We start from the raw sequence: 17,192 nt of genomic DNA on the forward strand, positions 1-17,192 counted from the left end.
ATCAATTCCTATGACAAAAAATAGAAGGTCTATGATGCGAAAAATCATCCTGATTGGTTCTGGTGGGTCCGGTAAATCGACGTTTGCCCGCGAGATGGGCAAAAAACTAAGTTATCCCGTTGATCACCTCGACAGCTTATTGTGGCGTCCGAACTGGGAGGCGGTTTCGCGTGAGGAACAACGCCAGATTCAACAAACACTCATATCGCGTGATACATGGATCATCGACGGTAATTACGGTGGAACGCTTGACTTACGAATCGATGCCGCTGATACGGTCATCTTCCTTGATCTGCCGCGGACGCTTTGTCTGTACCGTGCGATGAAACGGACCTTGCGCTATCGTAAGACCGGCCGACCGGATATGGCGGCAGGCTGTCCCGAGAAACTGTCGCTTGATTTTCTGAAATGGATTTGGCGGTTTCCGATCGATAAGCGACCGAGTATCCTTTCAACGCTTAAAGCGACGTCCGATAAACAAATCGTTCATTTGCGGTCCCGCCGCGCTGTCAAACAGTTTCTTCAATCACTTTCATAACATCCGTCCATCTGTTACCTTTCGTCATCCTTAGTGATGTACATACGACGAAACAAATTTACTCTCCTGCCCGTTTTCCAGTCATTACCACAAATAAAAAAACGACCATGACGGTTACCCCTCATGGTCGTAGTGCAATATCTTACACGCTGAATCTGCCTGTGACTTGTTTTAAATCATCCGCCATCGTCGCGAGCGATTGCGATGCAGACGAAATTTCTTCCATAGACGCCATCTGCTCCTCGGTCGAAGCGGAGATGTTTTGTGTCCCAGCAGCGGTTCCTTCCGTCACCGCTTGAATCGTCCGCATGACAGAAGCGATCTGTTCACTCGCTGCCGCCATTTCCTGAACTGCGCCGGACACATCTTCGACGTGCCCTGTCACGTCGGTGATCGCTGTCTCGATTTCCGAGAAGGATGTCCCTGCCTGATCGACGACGGCAATCCCGCTCGTCATCTCGGTTGAGACTTTCTCCATCGAGGCGACCGACGCCTCCGTCTCTTGCTGAATGATCCGAATCAACGACTCGATTTGTTTTGCCGAGACCGCCGATTGTTCAGCAAGCGTCTTGACTTCCGCTGCAACGACGGCAAATCCGCGTCCTTGTTCGCCGGCGCGTGCCGCCTCGATTGCGGCGTTTAACGCGAGGAGATTCGTCTGCGCCGCGACACCTTTGATCGAATCCGTGATTTGACCAATTTCCTGTGATCGGTTGCCTAGACCATCGATGACTTGGCTGAGTTGCGAGACGTCTTCTTGAATGCGTCCCATCTGTGTCCCAAGTGTACCGACGACCTTTCCACCGTGGGCAACTTTTTCCATCGCCTCTGTCGTCCGTTGCGTCATCTGTTGCGCATTACCGGCGACGTAACGGACGGACGTCGTCAATTCTTCGATCGTCCGTGAAGCATCGGACACTTGATGCAGCTGTTGACTTGCGCCGCTTGCCATCTCTTCCATCGTCACAGCGACCATCTCCGTTGCTTTCGTCGTTGATTCCGCATTGACGCTCAGTTCATCCGACGCAACAGCGACGCGGTCTGCCGTTCCCGTCAGTTCAAGGACGACTTGTTGTTGTGAGGCGATCATTTCATTGAACGATGTCGTCAATTGACCGAGTTCGTCTTTCGAATCGTAATGACCTCGGACGGTCAAGTCACCCTTACCTGATTGATCCATCCAGCCTTGCAGTTGACGAATTGGACGCGTGATGAGACGTGTGATGTATATGGCAAGTCCTGCAAACAAGAGGACCGTGAGTAAAAAGATACCGAGCATTATGTAAAAGGCGGTCTCTTTTTCCGCTTGGTTCTGGGCGTCAAGCGTCTTCGCTTGTTTCGTCATCGAAGCCATCAATGACTTTGCTGAGTTTGCGACGTTATCACGAACTTGTTCCAGACCATCGGAATACGCCGTGTAGGCTTCCTCTGTCTCGTTGCGCGTCGCCGCATCTTGAACGAGCGTCATCGAGTTGTCGTAAGCGAGGACATTATCCTTCAACTCCTCGAGTTGTTTCTTTTCTCGCGCATCGAATTGCCCCGTTTTTTCAATCTTCGTGACCGACGACCGAATCTGAGCCTGACGTGTATCGATATCAGCTTGAAGTTCTGTGATGCGTTCCTCATTCTTCGTTAGAATCATCTCGACTAAAAAGGAATCAAGAGCCCGTGTATCGATCCGAATCTGTGCTACTTCTTGGATCGGAATCAAGTTCTCCTGATACATCGCTCGGGAAGCGCTGGACATCTGATTCAAGAAATAGAGTCCTGCTCCCGCAATTAGTAGCATCGCAACGACGGCTGTTGCGATCAAAGCTTGTATCTTCCGTCTGACTGACATGTGTTTCATTCCATCCCCTCCCGCTTTTGTTATCGGTTCAGGATTGAAAAAGTTGACTGTTTTTTCAATATTCCCATATTTTGATGTGCTCCAATAAAGTCCTTCTATACGACTTTCGGTCATCCATTCGATATAATCAGCGTACAGCAGTTGAAGAAAGGGTGAGTCCTATGCAACGTGTAGCCAATGAAATCACACAATTCCGCGGCAGTCACTATGACTTCGGTCGCGAACAAGGGCGTTACGTTAAACGAAATCAGTTACTCCATAACCGCGAGGACAACTGGAAAATCCGTGTCCCCCGTTTTCAAGTCGATCCGGTCGAGACAAAGGAGATGTTTCTTCGGTATGCCCCGCATATTTGGGACGAGTTGCTCGGACTGCAAGACGAACTCAAACTATCATTGCCAGACACATTACTCCATTTCGGACATTACCGGGTCGAAGGACCGAAAAGCGGTTGTTCAATCATGACCGGTGATAACTTCCTCGTTCGAAACTATGACTATCATCCGATGACATATGACGGACGATTTTCCGTCTTTCAACCGAACGATGGCGGTTCAGCGATCATCGGTCCGGCATCTCGGGTGACCGGTCGAATGGACGGGATGAACGAACATGGTCTTGCGATGGGTTATAACTTCATCAATCGTCGGCGGCCGGGAGATGGATTCGTCAGCTTCATGATCGGACGGATCATCCTCGAGATGTGTACGTCGGTCGACGATGCGATCTCACTCGTCAAAGAGATTCCACATCGCGGATCGTTCACGTACGTCGTCCACGATAAATCCGCGCGTTCGTTCGTGATCGAGGCGACGGCGCGAGACGTCCAAGTGCGGGAATCGAATCTATGTACGAACCATTTTGATTTGCTACAACACGAGAACCGCTATCATCTCGATGACTCGAAACGTCGAATGATGGAGCTGAAGACTCATCAACATATGATTCAAGATGCAGAGTCTGCTTTTCGACTCCTGAATGATACCGATAAAGGCGTCTTCGCTGATTTATATGCGCAGTGGGCAGGAACGATCCATACGTCTGCCTACTTCCCGGAAGAGTTAAAGGTATGGTTCGCGCTCGGTGGTGATCAAGAACCGGTCACGTTCGACTTTGCTGACTGGCTCGCCGGCAATGACTTCACAGCAAGTGAAATCACAGGAGAACTTGAGACGAACATCCAGTTCGCGAATACACTTCAGACATGGCGTTAAACGAAAAAGATGTCTCCTGCTTGCGCAAGAGGCATCTTTTTACTCGGAATCATCTAGTCGTTTCGACATATAATAATCCGTTTTCTCATACCCGAGCGAGTTATACACATGAATCGCCCGTTCGTTATGCGCGAAGACGTGTAACGAAATCTTTTTGACGTTCATTCGTTTTAACATCACTTCCAGTAATCGGAGTGCTTCTTTGCCGTACCCTTGGTTTTGTTTATCGGACGTAATCTTGACATCGAAGATGAAAGCGGAACGTCCGCGTGATTCTTCTTTTACGTGAACCCAGACCATTCCGATGTCGCTGTCTGTCTCGTCACGAAACGTAAACAAATAATGATTCTTCGTTTTCAGACCTTCAGGCAACAACTTCGCGAACTCTTCTGTCGACTTATCATGCGCCTCGTTCTCTGACCACGTACCGGCGCGACACTTCTCTGCCGCATACCCCTCGATTGCCACGGGTAGATACACCTCATAGGTCGCTTGTTTCATTGGCTCGATGCGCATGCTGCCACCTCCTGCGTTTTCGTCCAGTCCCGTCGTAACATCGCATAGACCTGGATGTCGTGATACGTCCCGTATAATTTCTCGGCGTCCCGTAAGATGCCTTCTTTCGTGAATCCGAGTCGTTCCGGGATTCGTCTGCTCCGGACGTTTCCCGTCGCACACTCGATGACGACGCGGTTCAAACCGAGCGTCTCGAAACAATAGTTCGTGACGAACCGGACGACGTCCGTCATGATACCTTTTCCGAGTCCCTTTTCTCCTAAGTAATAGCCGATCGACGTTTGTCCGAGGTGCCGATCGATTGCATGCAAACCGATCGTTCCGACGAGTTCCTCCTGAAGATAGATGCCACACGTAAACCCGTTACCATCGGCAAACTGTTGCAACCATGCTGGGATGACTACTTCCTGATATGTAATGGCATCTGTTGTACCATCAACCCAACCGAGCCATTCGCGAAGATGTGCGCGATTGGCATCGACAAGGGCGAATAATGTCTCCGCATGGTGCCGTTCGAACAATTGAAGCGATACGTGATCGGACACTTGTAACCTGAACATGACCTCTCTCCTTTCTAGTAACTGTTGTTTGACGTCACGACGTCGTTTCCCTGCTAGACGTCACGTTCCATTCCATCCGTCTTGAGCGGACAGACATTCCGAGTGCCTCGTAAAAGGCGATCGCTTCTTGATTGGCGTCATCGACGCCGAGTTCGATCCGGTCGCAACCAATTGTTTCCGCATGCGCGTAAGCGGCTTGCATCAATCGCTTGCCTACTCCTTGCTTCTGATGCGTATCCGCAACGACGAGACTGATGACCCGTAAGTAATGTTTATCAAAGACGAAGCCGCTCCCTTCGATGATATCTTCCTTTAAGACGATCACACCGGCAAGTCCTTTGTATTCCGCGACGAGGATTTCGAAATCTGATCGGTCGAGTTGCGACAAAAATAAGTCTTCCGAAACCGGCATCTCGTGCGGACGGTAGTGATCGGGGCGTAAAGCTACATGCTGCTCATGAATTTGTTGGAATAGCGGAATCAACGCCTGAAAATCGTCAGGGCGGGCGGTTCGAATGTTCATTAGAAAATCGCTCCCTTTTCGTTTTGTAGTATATTAACATATTATTCCAAAGAACGGGTGGACTTTCAAAAATAAAACGGCATTCCAGTCGACCGGAATGCCGTGTATCATCTATAACGTTATATCACTTGTGTAAAGTCCCGCGCCGTCTCCGTCAACGTGGATGCCGCACTCTGCACGTCATGGAAACGATCAACTGTTTCTGCGACGACGGTGACGCTTGCTTGTGCATCATTCGTTGCTTGCGTCATCGCACGGGCAATCCGCTGCAGTTCATCGTTCATGCGTTGCGTCGTCTGGCGGACATCGACGACAGCTTGTTCAACGAGTTTCGAGAGATTTCGGACTTCCGTCGCAACGACGTTAAATCCTTTTCCGTGTTCACCGGCTCGCGCTGCCTCGATCGATGCATTGAGTGACAAGAGATTCGTCTGTGAGGCGATCGTTTTGATCGTCTCGGTCACTTGGGTGATGTCTTGCGCTTGGCGCTGCAGTCGTTCAATCGTCAGATGATTATCGCGGGTCGTCTCGGCCATCTGTTCGATCGTTCGCCGTAACGCTTCGCTTTCTCGCTCGCCATGCGTTGACCGCGTATTCAAATCACTAGCAATCATATCAAACGAAGTCGCAAACTTTTGAATCGTCTGCTGACGATCAGTAATATCAGAAGCGATCTTCAAGACACCTGTCACTTCCGTTCCATCGTAAATCGGCATATAGGTAGCTTCTAGCCAAATCGACTGACCATGCGCATCGATTCGTTCAATTTTATCTGCCGTACTGAAACCACTGTAAAGCTTCTGCCAAAATGCCTGGTAACTGTCACTCATTGCAAATTCGGTTGTGCAAAAGAGATGGTGTTGCATCCCGATCATCTCTTCTCGTTTATATTTCATCGTCTTAGCGAATAAACCATTGACGTCGACGACACGACGTTGTCGGTCGAATCGAATCATTGCGACATTATCTCGCAGGGAGGCTAAAATATCTTGGGATCCTAGGTCGGTTGAAAGTTGGGTGGTCATGATTACAAGCTCCTCTCGCCATCTACCTCCAGTTACAGGCTATCCAAGATATTACAAATCGGAATAGTATGAATTAAAGATATATGACTAAAATTTTTTATCTTCTTTTTATATAGCCAGACAACGATAGGATGAAACGTTATTTCTCTAAATATTCTTATCCTACACCTCTTTTTTAAACTTGTCTTTTATTCCCAGACATCAGTAGTGACTCAGTCGTTTGATTCATGTCGGTCAATGGACGGCATTTGTCAGGGCTGGCTGTTTCATCTTCGCACCCGCTGCCTGGATGCCGCTTGGTTTCGTACTTATTGGGTTTGGTCTCGTAACACATCCATGTTTATCGACTTGAAGTAGAAAAAGCGTCCTTAGAAAAAATCTTCTTGAAACTAGGTACAGAAATTCGCTCTGCATAAAGCTGAGTAACTTCCTTCATTAGGAGCTCAAGAAACCTCTTAAAACATTAGAAATAATTTAACTTGTTCAACTAAGAGCGAGTTAAAAAAATAGGCTACCTGACACCGTATCTAACGATGTCAGATAGCCTATTAATAATATGGAATTAATCATTTATCACTAAGCAAAACATGATGATTATTATACTAGGTTGTTCGCTGGATGCTGCTATTTGAAGCATTTTAACTTAAAATAGTCGCATTCACTTCGACTTCATTTTTTTCGAAGGACATACTAGCAGTAGGCATAATTCCCTTTTCATCCATTTCAATGCTTCTAAAGTACTCTTGTGCAATCATCGATGTCTTGAACTCAGCAGTTGGATCGATTGTTTCGACTAAGGTTTGTAATTCTTCAACTGTTGTTACGAAAAACTCTTTACGTAAATTTACTTTATTAAATCGCTTGGATGTCAATTCTTTATGAAGTTGATATTCTAAACCTACTGCATCATCGGAGAAAATCATTGCATGTACATCAAATTTAAATGGTACAGAGGCGTCCCCAAGTTCGTCTACTCGATCTTGTGGGTTCATACGTCTTGTCATTCCCACTTTGAATACCTGTTGACCGAACGATCCTAGATTCGAGATGACGTAAACGTAACCAGCCTTGCCGTTCGCTCTCTTTAAAATTTCTTCTTTTTGCTCTAAGATGTTATTTTGCTGTTGTAAAAGTTCTTCAATGCGTGACTGCAGTTGAGCAATAATGTCAGGGTTATTTTCGCTTATCATAAGCTCGTTCGTTCGTTGTAATTCTACATCGAATTTTGCCTCTTCTGATTCTAATTTTTTCTTTTGTGCTTCTAGTTCTTTGCGTTCTGCAGCTTCTTGACGCATTTGCTCTCGTATTAGACGTTGTTCTTCTTTTTCCTGTTCGCGTTTAATGTAATATTGGTACTCGACCTCTACCGCTTCGATGAACAATGGCTCTAGTTCTGCCAAAAATTTAGAGATTGTAGGTGAAATGGAAGCATTACCGTTAGTTGAAATAGCTAAATATTTCCGAATTAGAGCTTTCGCATTACCAATAGCCTCCTCATGCTTAGCGTATGAGAGAGTATAGAGAATATTTTGCAGTTCTGCTTGTAAGCCAACCACCATCAACTGATAAATAGCTTGATTCGCTTTTGTTTTATAGCGATCTTTGTATCTGTCTAACAGTGTAGCTATCTCTTTTTTGATTTTATTAATCTGTTTACGTAATTCTTTTGAATTCATAGAATGGTAATCTAGCTCTACCAAACTCTTCATGATACTTTCTTCATCATAACCTGCCAATAGAAGATCTAACTCATTCGGAAGATCTTGTTCATTGAACAACTTAGGAAATATACTAATTAAGTTGCGAATACCATTGAACTCCGTTTTCAATTTTGAAAGCTTTGTACTTTGAGATTTAATATTTTTGCTTAACTTTTCATTTTCAACCGCTAAAACATCACGTTCTTCCGCGAACTTTTGGAGCTCGGAGATTTTCTCTTGATTGTCTGATATAATTTCTTCGATAATTCGTTTTCCTTCAGATTCAAACTCAGAACGGATTTGCTTTATGTATTGTGCTTTACTTTCTTCAAAGATGACTTCAGAATTCGAAATATTGTTTTGGATTTCTTTCCGCTTGATATCTAGCGTATCTAACTCTGTTTTCAATGAAGTGATTTCTTGTTGTAAGTTAGCAGCTTCGGAAATCTGAGATTTTAGTTTTTCAGACTTGATATAGTAGAGACGGCCAAACAATAATATGATACCTATCATTGAAGTTATACCGAACGTTATAACACCAGTCAGAATCAACAAGATTATTAGCCACCCACTAAAATACCAAGGAACTTTTGCCTTCATTCCTCCAGATTTATCTTTCGTCATATCATATCAACTTCTTTCTCCATAATATTTGATGAACTCGTTTCACTCACTGATAAAAGCCAATATCATATATTAAATACCTCACACTTAAACCTTCTCACAATATGTAAATATTTACAAAGATTTAAGTTTAAAATGAAATAGCAATAAATATGCAATTGTAAAAAAGACTACTGCTACAATCAACACCTATCTCGTCTCTCAATACATCAACGTCTATCGACTCGAAGTCGAGGAAGTATCGTAGGAAAAATCTTCTTGAATCTAGGTTCAGAAATTTGATCTGTATAAAGATTTCTCTATGACGGCTCCAATGAAATAAAAAAAGTCAGGCTACCTGACACCGATGAAATACGATGTACTGGTAGCATGATCAAGATGTTTAAAATATTGCTTATGGACCCGTACCGCAGGAAACAGCATACTTTTCCGCGTTTACCTTCTTTGAATAACAGATAAAAGGTGTTCCTCCCGTTTCACTTTTCCAATCATACCAAAACATATGGTACCGTTCTGCAACAGGATCTTGTTCCGTAATGATCGCAAAGTAATTTTGATAGTAATAGCCTTGTTTGTATAGTTCGTGTCTAAGAGCACCTCTAGGCGTAGCATCCGTAAACAGAATAGGTGATAGTACAGGCATGAGTAATACAATGAGGGCTATGACTCCTAAAAATAGTGCCAATACTTTCTTTTTCCTTTTTTTCTTAAAATTCGATTTACTCATTTTTATACCCTTTCCTTTTTTGGTTTTTTTTGTTATATAATAACATGAATCAAACAATAGAAAGAGGTCGCGATCGTGAAAAAAACTATTTTTTCATCCCTCACTTTAGGTGTCATCCTATATGCTGGTTTCTTATGGAGTAATGCGATTGCCGATTCTAATGTTGCACAAGAAAAATCTAAGAGTAGCATCACAGAGGAACAAGCTTTCGATTTTTTCACTACAGTGCTTGAGCAACAAAAAGCAGATTTTTTAAACAATACTCCGTTAGCACATACTAACCTTTCAAAGTTATCTGAAGGGGACGAGGCTGTATTGATTTTTCTATCCACTACGGAAGTCGATAAAATTCAGCTGAATTCATTCAAATACAACATTTCTGATGTCAAAGTCTATTCAGAGAATCAAAAAAATTATGCTGAAGCGTATGTCACACGAACTTTTAACTTCGGAAAAAGTGGTCTTGAAACGGGTTTAGGTGATCAATTGGTACTTGAAATTCCATCACATGTAGACGATCAAAGCACATCGGTTTCTTCGAGTAAATTAACCATTGAATCGAATCCAAACGCTAATAACGTTTCAGTTGATGAATTTTTAGAAAAGTATAAAGAGGAAGTAGAAAAATCAAACCAACTTGAAGCCAAATAAATATAGAAAGATGTCGCCATGATTCGTCAAGTGCGTACTTCTTTCCTTTCATAAAAATGGAGTTCTTCGCGTAATCGCTAGGACTCCATTTTGGTAGATCGAACATCATGCCGTCCGTTCTCTCCGTAAAAGATACAGGAAATACGGAACACCGATGATCGCTGTGATCAATCCGGCTGGTACTTCAAGTGGTGGATGAATCCCCCGACCGAGCGCGTCGGCAACGACGAGTAACCCTCCGCCGAGCAACAATGCCATCGGTAAGACGGCGAGATGTTTATGACCGACGAGACGCCGCGCCAAATGCGGGGCAATCAGACCGAGGAAACCGATCGCACCGACCGTCGCGACGGCAACACCAGCTAGGACGACAGCGAGCGCCAAGAAGATGTGCCGCGTCCGCCGAATTGGTAATCCGAGACCGATACTGACTTCTTCACTGAGTGATAAGACATCGAGTTGACGATGGCGATAGAAGATGATTGCACCAATCACGACGAGCACGGGCGCTAAGATCATCACTTCCTGCCACCCTTTCCCAAACAGACTCCCAGCGAGCCAGACGAGTGAATCGTTTGTCTGAAGTGGAAACTTGATCAACAAGTATTCCGTCCCGGAGGCACAAATCGCGCTGACCGCGATACCAAGCAACGCAAACGAACTGCGGGAGACATTCCCGCCCCCCTCAAGCATCATTAAGGCCAGCATGACGAGTGCTGCTCCGATGAAAGCAGCGATTGGTGTTAACAAGAGCTGACCATCCGGCACGAGGGCAATCGTTAAGACGGCGAACAGTGACGCACCATTCGTCACACCGATCACATCAGGCGAAATCAATGGATTACGGATGACACTTTGTAAGATGACTCCGGCAAGTGAGAAACTCGCACCTGCTAAGAAAGCAAGGACAGTTCGCGGCAGACGATAATTTTGAACGATGAAGGCATCCTTTCCACCAAAGAACGACTGCCATAGATCCGATAACGATAACTGAATCGAGCCGACCGACAGTAAGGCAAAACTCGCGAAGAACACGAGCACCGTAACAATCAAAATCCGACGCATGTCTTTCATCGTAATCCCCCTTTCATCTGACGACGTGCCAGAACAAGGAAGAATGGTGCACCGAGCAATGACGTCACGATGCCGACCGGTGACTCATACGGATAGGCGATGAACCGCGCGAGGACATCGGCATACGTCAGCAGAAGTCCACCGATGACGGCAGCGACCGGCAGAACGATCCGGTAATCTTCCCCGACGAGGCGCCGCGTGATGTGCGGAACCATTAATCCAATGAAACCGATCGCTCCGGCGACTGCAACCGTCACCCCTGCGAGTAAGACGACGCTGATCCCAGCAAGCAATCGAATTCGCGTCACTTTTTGACCGAGACCGACCGCGACGTCTTGTCCAAGTTGGAAGACAGCGAGCGATTTCGCGAGACTCGCCGCAAGAAGCAAGCCGGCAAGTGACCACGGTAAGACGATCCGTAGTTCAAGCCAGTTCGCGTCACTGAGCGAACCGGACAACCAGTACAAGACGTTCGTGATCCGGTCGTTAAAGAGAATCAAGCCTTTCGTCAGCGACGTTAACAAGAGATGAATCGCCATCCCGACGAGGGCAAGTTTTAATGCTGTCATCCCGCGAACGGAGGCGAACGAAAAGACAAGCACTCCACCGACTAAGGCACCGGCAAAGGCGAAGTAGATCAAATTAGCCGTTCCGAGCGACGGAAAGACAAGCAGGCTTAAGACGACGAGAAATGACGCACCGGCATTGACACCAAAGACTTGCGGTGAAGCGAGCGGATTTCGTGTCACGGCTTGCATGATTGCCCCTGCAACGGCAAGATTCGCTCCGAGCAACAATCCGAGTAAGAGACGTGGCAAGCGCAGATTCGTCAGGACGAGCCCTGCTTTTGATGTCGTGCCACTGATCCACTCTTGGACTAAGTGAATCGGATTCATCTGTGTGATGCCAAAGAACAGGCTACTATAAACCGCCAAGCAACCGAGTAATAGAAGTACAAAAATCAGACGTTTCCGCTGCACCGGATGGTTCCCCTTTCATCAAGACGAAAAGCCAGATTGCTCCGGCTTTTGTCGTTCATTATTTCTGTTGTAACAATTGAATCGCTTCGTCAACGATTTGTTCTGCAGCATCAAGTCCTCGATATCGTGTCCAGAGGTCACGATTGACTTCATAAACGTCTTTGTTCTTAACCGCTGTGATTTGATTCCAGAGCGGGTTGTTTTTCCACTCCTTCAGCAGTTTCGGATCGGCTTCCGCCATGAAGATGACGTCCGGATCCCATTTGACCATCTGCTCTAACGTAATCGTAACGGTAGGTTCCGCTGTTTTCGTAACAGCGTTCTCGATACCGATCTTCTCGAGTAATTCACCATCAAACGACGTCTCACCGTGTGCCGTCAGTGAATCGGCGCGGAAGACACCAACCATCACTTTTCGGTCGTCGTTTGGATCCACCTTTTTCTTCGCTGCATTCAATCGTTCTTCATGCAGTGCAAGTCGGTCATCCATCTGTTTAGTTTTCCCGACTGCTTCCGCAATCGTCTTGAACGATTCGATGTTCTCTTCGTACGTCGCATTCCGACTCTTCAAGATGATCGTCGGTGCGATTTTTTGCAGTTGCTTGTAGATTCCTTTATGACGGTTGAAGTCGCCGATGATTAAATCCGGCTGCAAGGAACTGATCACTTCAAGATTCGGTTGTTGACGTGTACCGACTTCCGTGAACGCGATGTCTTTTCCGAGTAATCCGGAGACATCGGTCTTATTTTCTTGTGCGATTCCGACCGGTGTGATGCCGAGTTCGTCTAACGCATCGACGAATGAGTATTCAAGTGCGACGACCTTCTTCAGGTGCTCCGGCACTTTCGTTTTTCCTGCCTCATGCGTAATCGTCCGCGTCTTTTCGTTTGTTTGTTCTGCTTGACCTGAACAGGCCGCAAGCATCAAACTGCTCAACACGAGGAGCGTCAACGCTGTCATCCAAGTTTTCCGTCTCATGATGAGACCTCCTTTAGTTCGTGATTCGTTATTGAGAATCATTCTTAATTAATCCTGTCTCAGCATATCAAAGATTCCCATCGAACAAAAGGGTTATCCTTATTTTCAGATAATATATGCTCGAATTCACATTTTCTGAAGCAATATGGGATAATCAGGTAGTATATAAAGGAGGGATTACAGATGGATTGGATGAAAGACTTGGAACAACGGCTCGGATTTCCGCTTGAGACGATCACATTTGATCAGTTACCTCGCTTACTCGAAGCCTTTGCCTACCAGTTACCGTTTGAGAATACGACTGTGCTTGAGAAACGAATCCGTCCGTTTAACGACGAGCGCTTCATTGAAACGTTTCTGACGGAGCGACGTGGTGGTGTCTGTTATGACTTGAACGGACTGCTGCATCGTGTCCTACAAGAACTGAATTGTCCTGTTCGCCTCGTACAAGCGACCGTCTATGATCAGAAATCCGCAGCCTGGTCAGCGACGGGACCGACACACGTTGCAATCATTTGGAATGAGACACACCTACTTGATACCGGCTTCGGTGTCAATTTACCACTCGTTCCGGTTCCCTTTAGTGGGGAGACGGTTCATTCCGCTAGCGGTAGTTACCGGATTGGCAAAGGTGATGTTCTCGAAATGCAGCAGACAGGACAAGCCGAGTTCGTGACTGGCTACAAGTTCGACCGTGAGAAGGCAATTACAAAGGGTGACTTATCAAAGATGGAACAGATCATCCAGCAGAGCGAAGCTTCACCGTTCAACAAAGGTCGTCTCATCGCAATACGGACTCCAAGCGGTCAAAAGACGTTGACCGAGCGGACGTTACGAATCGAAGACACGACGACGACCGAATTGCCGGTCGCAGGTCCCGCTCAATTCGAGATGCTGTATCAGACTCACTTTTTAGGACAGGAGTAATGAACATGGATCGATATACGCTTTGTTTAATTCGCCACGCGGATAGTTTTTTACTCGTCAACCGCCAAAAACGACCAGCGATGGGCATGTGGAACGGTGTCGGCGGCAAGATTGAACCGGGCGAGACACCGGAAGTTGCTGTCATCCGCGAGACGTTCGAAGAGACCGGCATCCCGTTAGATTCGGTGACACCAAAAGGCATCGTTCGCTTACACGGGGAAGAAACGTCTGGCATGTATCTCTACCTGACTGATGTAGAAGAGCGTCCATTTCCAACACCGGTCATGACAGTCGAAGGAATCCTCGATTGGAAATCGCTCGACTGGATTATAAACGATGATAACATGGGAATCATCAGCAATCTCCGGCATTACTTACCGATCGCTTTGTCAACGGATCAACCGTTGTTGCATGACTTCCATTATGATGGACATACAATCACTGCTTACGAGACACACGAATTGATCGAGACATAAACAGAAAATCCCCACTCGTCCGTTATCGGACAAGTGGGGATTTTTCATGAGAACAGATGGAGACCGGTGACGATAACTGCGACGATGACGATACCCGGTAACAAGTTCGCAACACGAATCTTCGTGATGCCAGCGAGATTAAGACCGATTGCCGCAATCATCACCCCACCAGTCGCCGTCATCTCTAAGATGAATTCTTGCAACGCGGCGTCGGGAATAAATTTCGTGATCGCAACGGCACTTAATGCAATCGCCCCTTGATAGAGAAAGACGGGAATCGCTGAGAACATGACACCGATCCCGAGCGTTGAACTAAGGACGAGTGCCGTAAAACCGTCAATCAATCCTTTCGTATAAAGGACGTCGTGATCCTGACGTAATCCACCGTCAAGAGCTCCTAACACACCCATCGCGCCAATGACGAAAATTAACGTCGCTGTCACGAATCCTTCCGCGATGTTCGACGGACGACCGCGACTGATCTTACGTTCGAGCCACGCTCCCATCCGGTCGAGTTTCTCATCGAGCCGGAACCACTCGCCGATTGCACCACCGAGAACAAGACTACCGATGACGATCAAGAAGTTCGTGCTTTTCATCCCCATCTGCATTCCGAGCACGACGACAGCAAGTCCAATCGCCTGCAGGACGGTCTCCTTCATGCGTTCCGGAATCCGGTGGAACATTAATCCAAGCAACGTCCCGATGATGATCAGGACGGTATTGACGAGTGTACCTGTTAAAACCATCTGACAGCCTACTTTCTCAATTGATTTTTCGTTTAGTGGAACGAACGACGGTTCGCTCTGCCTGATTCAAACTATGTAACGTCATCCCGAGCATTACGAGGATGATCCCGAGTGTTGCGAGTCCCGTTGGTAGTGCCGCGTGAAGGAAAAGAATCTCTCCGAGAACAGTAAAGACGATCTCGAACGATTGCGTTGCCTCGATCGCAGCTAACCGGACCGGTTCTGTCCGGACGAGTGACGTCGCGTAGAAAAAGAGCGACGTTGCGATGACGCCTGAGAATAAGGCGACGAAACCGGACTGGGTGACTTGGCTGACACTCGGTAAGCCGACCTGTATGTAGGCAATCACAGAAAGAACGATCCAAAACGGTAGACTGGCAAGTGTCATTCCGAGAATCCGTTCAAACACATCGAGCTCGTTCCCATAGCGTTCCATCATCTTCCGGTTCCCGAGTGGATAGGCAATTGCCGCGACGAGGACCGGTAAGGCTCCGAACAACAGCGACTGTAGCGATAGGCTTCCCGCGACCGATAGTTGCATGACGACGACCCCGAGGACGATCAGGACGGAATACTTCAGTGCTGACCACGGGATCCGTTGGTTGAACAAGGGGGCAAGCAACGGTCCCGCTAAAATCGTCAACTGCCATGTCCCGGCAATCAACCAGCCTGGTGCGTAGTCAGCAGCAAAACAGATGCTTCCGTAGAACAGTCCGAAGCCGATCGTTCCATAAAGTAACCAAAAGCCGATATCGGCTCGAAGCGCCTGGAAGACGCGCCCGATCCCCCGTCGCATCATGACGATGACGACAAAGAAAGGCAACATCAGGAAAAAGCGGAGCGATGCACTATAAATCCAGTGACCGCCTGCCCCTTGCATCGATTGATTCAAGATGAAGGTGACCGCAAAAAACATTGCCGCTAAAATTCCATAAATGATTGGTCGCATCAGCTCTCCTCCTTTAATGTCGAGACGAGTAGACGCCCGAGTCCGTTCCAGTTATGCTCCGTCGCCTGGACGAGCTGCTCGACATCCTGTTGTTGACATGCATCTAAAATCGTTGCATGATCGGCAATCGACTGGCGTCCGAGACGATCAAACTGAGCATATTCGAGCCGGCGGATCAACGGGGTCAACCGACGGATCGTCTCGCGTAGTTGATCGTTTTGACTGCGCTGCACGAAGACATCGTGAAAGGCATCGTCAAGTGCTAGTGCCGCCTCTGTATCCTGCTGATCAATTGCCGTCGTGAATTGTTGATGAATTGACCTCAGACTTGTTAGATCGTCATCCGTCAGCATTGGTCCTGCTAAACGCGCCGCTAACCCTTGCAGTGTCGCAATGATTGGATAGGTTTGCTGTGCCTGTTCGGCATCGAGTTCCGTCACGATCGTCCGTGAACCCCGTTTTGCTAAAATCAATCCCTCCTCTTCGAGTCGTTTCAAGGCTTCGCGGACCGGTGTCCGACTGACACCGAACGCTTCCGCGAGTGCTTGATCGTTCACCTTTTCTCCTGGGGCAAGACGTAAGGTGATGATGTGGTGTTGCAAGCGTCGATACACTTCCTCACTTAAAGGAAGTCGTGCAATGGCTAAATCATTTGTCGGTTTCGTACAAGTAATATATTACATATCAATTCATCGTGAAAGCACCATCCTAAAATTCATTGGATTTATTTTACTCACTACCTTGCAATACAAAATAGCATAACGTATCATTACCTTGTAATACCAAGTAGCGAAAGGAAGATGCGGATGTCATCGACGCAAATGTTAAAAGGAATTCTCGACGGTTGCTTACTCGCACTGATTGCGGAAGAAGAGATTTATGGCTATGAACTGGCGACGAAACTGAAAGCGTACGGTTTCGCCGACATCAGTGAGGGAACGATCTATCCTCTATTGATTCGGATGCAAAAACTGGACTGGATCGAAGCAACCTCTCGCGTCTCCCCGACCGGTCCAAAACGAAAGTATTATTCGATCACGACGAGTGGTGTTGAAGAACTCGCCGCTTTCAAACAAAGATGGCATCACCTTTCAACGAGTGTCGAAAGCATTTTAAAGGAGGACGAATGAG

Annotated in this window: 19 protein-coding genes; 6 read left to right on the forward strand and 13 right to left on the reverse strand. The window is 46.9% G+C overall.

Annotated elements, in window-relative coordinates:
- The first annotated feature begins 34 nt into the window (after positions 1–34).
- On the forward strand, positions 35–538 hold the full coding sequence (locus Q9R23_RS09140; protein WP_214853625.1) for a DNA topology modulation protein: 504 nt from the start codon (positions 35–37) through the stop codon (positions 536–538).
- 142 nt (positions 539–680) lie between these two features.
- On the opposite strand, the gene Q9R23_RS09145 is transcribed toward Q9R23_RS09140, so the two are convergent.
- A complete protein-coding gene (locus Q9R23_RS09145) occupies positions 681–2,387 on the reverse strand; it encodes a methyl-accepting chemotaxis protein (protein WP_311246938.1) in 1,707 nt (568 codons plus the stop codon).
- Between the two features lie 161 nt (positions 2,388–2,548).
- Here Q9R23_RS09145 and Q9R23_RS09150 point away from each other — a divergent pair, with 161 nt between their 5' ends.
- Entirely contained in the window at positions 2,549–3,601 is a 1,053-nt protein-coding gene (locus Q9R23_RS09150) for a C45 family autoproteolytic acyltransferase/hydrolase (RefSeq protein WP_214853620.1), read from the forward strand.
- Between the two features lie 39 nt (positions 3,602–3,640).
- On the opposite strand, the gene Q9R23_RS09155 is transcribed toward Q9R23_RS09150, so the two are convergent.
- From Q9R23_RS09155 to Q9R23_RS09180, 6 genes are all read right to left on the reverse strand, one after another.
- Positions 3,641–4,117, reverse strand: coding sequence for a GNAT family N-acetyltransferase (locus Q9R23_RS09155; RefSeq protein WP_214853618.1), 477 nt, complete (start codon positions 4,115–4,117; stop codon positions 3,641–3,643).
- Positions 4,099–4,677 carry a GNAT family N-acetyltransferase gene (locus Q9R23_RS09160; protein WP_290754661.1) on the reverse strand — a complete coding sequence of 193 codons (579 nt, stop codon included), beginning with the start codon at positions 4,675–4,677 and terminating at the stop codon, positions 4,099–4,101. The genes Q9R23_RS09155 and Q9R23_RS09160 overlap by 19 nt, the downstream gene beginning before the upstream one ends.
- Before the next feature lie 34 nt (positions 4,678–4,711).
- On the reverse strand, positions 4,712–5,200 hold the full coding sequence (locus tag Q9R23_RS09165) for a GNAT family N-acetyltransferase (RefSeq protein ID WP_214853615.1): 489 nt from the start codon (positions 5,198–5,200) through the stop codon (positions 4,712–4,714).
- 119 nt (positions 5,201–5,319) lie between these two features.
- Positions 5,320–6,225: a methyl-accepting chemotaxis protein gene (locus Q9R23_RS09170; protein WP_214853612.1), complete on the reverse strand. Its 906-nt coding sequence runs from the start codon at positions 6,223–6,225 to the stop codon at positions 5,320–5,322.
- Positions 6,226–6,863: 638 nt separating this feature from the next.
- Positions 6,864–8,549, reverse strand: a complete 1,686-nt coding sequence (locus Q9R23_RS09175; protein WP_311246939.1) for a GIY-YIG nuclease family protein — start codon at positions 8,547–8,549, stop codon at positions 6,864–6,866.
- Between the two features lie 394 nt (positions 8,550–8,943).
- Positions 8,944–9,276 (reverse strand): hypothetical protein, encoded by a 333-nt coding sequence (locus Q9R23_RS09180; RefSeq protein ID WP_394679490.1) that lies wholly within the window; start codon positions 9,274–9,276, stop codon positions 8,944–8,946.
- A 75-nt stretch (positions 9,277–9,351) separates the two neighbouring features.
- Here Q9R23_RS09180 and Q9R23_RS09185 point away from each other — a divergent pair, with 75 nt between their 5' ends.
- Positions 9,352–9,927, forward strand: a complete 576-nt coding sequence (locus tag Q9R23_RS09185) for a hypothetical protein (protein WP_290754664.1) — start codon at positions 9,352–9,354, stop codon at positions 9,925–9,927.
- Positions 9,928–10,032: 105 nt separating this feature from the next.
- On the opposite strand, the gene Q9R23_RS09190 is transcribed toward Q9R23_RS09185, so the two are convergent.
- From Q9R23_RS09190 to Q9R23_RS09200, 3 genes are read right to left on the reverse strand one after another with little or no spacing between them, the layout of a single operon-like run.
- Positions 10,033–11,001, reverse strand: a complete 969-nt coding sequence (locus Q9R23_RS09190) for a FecCD family ABC transporter permease (RefSeq protein WP_290754666.1) — start codon at positions 10,999–11,001, stop codon at positions 10,033–10,035.
- Entirely contained in the window at positions 10,998–11,981 is a 984-nt protein-coding gene (locus Q9R23_RS09195; RefSeq protein WP_396136367.1) for a FecCD family ABC transporter permease, read from the reverse strand. The genes Q9R23_RS09190 and Q9R23_RS09195 overlap by 4 nt, the downstream gene beginning before the upstream one ends.
- Before the next feature lie 58 nt (positions 11,982–12,039).
- Positions 12,040–12,960: an ABC transporter substrate-binding protein gene (locus tag Q9R23_RS09200; protein WP_311246940.1), complete on the reverse strand. Its 921-nt coding sequence runs from the start codon at positions 12,958–12,960 to the stop codon at positions 12,040–12,042.
- A 183-nt stretch (positions 12,961–13,143) separates the two neighbouring features.
- On the opposite strand from Q9R23_RS09200, the gene Q9R23_RS09205 reads away from it, so the two are divergent.
- Both Q9R23_RS09205 and Q9R23_RS09210 read left to right on the forward strand, forming a co-directional pair.
- Positions 13,144–13,887, forward strand: a complete 744-nt coding sequence (locus Q9R23_RS09205) for an arylamine N-acetyltransferase family protein (protein ID WP_311246941.1) — start codon at positions 13,144–13,146, stop codon at positions 13,885–13,887.
- Between the two features lie 5 nt (positions 13,888–13,892).
- Positions 13,893–14,363, forward strand: coding sequence for an NUDIX hydrolase (locus Q9R23_RS09210; protein WP_311246942.1), 471 nt, complete (start codon positions 13,893–13,895; stop codon positions 14,361–14,363).
- 44 nt (positions 14,364–14,407) lie between these two features.
- Here the strand turns inward: Q9R23_RS09210 and Q9R23_RS09215 are convergent, their stop codons facing one another.
- Genes Q9R23_RS09215 through Q9R23_RS09225 form a run of 3 tightly spaced genes read right to left on the reverse strand, consistent with a single transcriptional unit; the run spans position 14,408 to position 16,675 of the window.
- The gene (locus tag Q9R23_RS09215; protein ID WP_035408116.1) at positions 14,408–15,112 is read right to left on the reverse strand and encodes a DUF554 domain-containing protein; all 705 of its coding nucleotides are present in this window, start codon (positions 15,110–15,112) and stop codon (positions 14,408–14,410) included.
- A 16-nt stretch (positions 15,113–15,128) separates the two neighbouring features.
- Entirely contained in the window at positions 15,129–16,061 is a 933-nt protein-coding gene (locus tag Q9R23_RS09220; RefSeq protein ID WP_290754674.1) for a DMT family transporter, read from the reverse strand.
- Positions 16,061–16,675: a GntR family transcriptional regulator gene (locus Q9R23_RS09225; RefSeq protein WP_311246943.1), complete on the reverse strand. Its 615-nt coding sequence runs from the start codon at positions 16,673–16,675 to the stop codon at positions 16,061–16,063. The genes Q9R23_RS09220 and Q9R23_RS09225 overlap by 1 nt, the downstream gene beginning before the upstream one ends.
- Before the next feature lie 192 nt (positions 16,676–16,867).
- Between Q9R23_RS09225 and Q9R23_RS09230 the strand changes: the two genes are divergently transcribed.
- On the forward strand, positions 16,868–17,191 hold the full coding sequence (locus Q9R23_RS09230) for a PadR family transcriptional regulator (protein WP_290754678.1): 324 nt from the start codon (positions 16,868–16,870) through the stop codon (positions 17,189–17,191).
- Position 17,192 lies beyond the last annotated feature (1 nt).

It is taken from the genome of Exiguobacterium sp. BRG2 (assembly GCF_031844245.1).
Classification (GTDB): Bacteria; Bacillota; Bacilli; order Exiguobacteriales; family Exiguobacteriaceae; genus Exiguobacterium_A.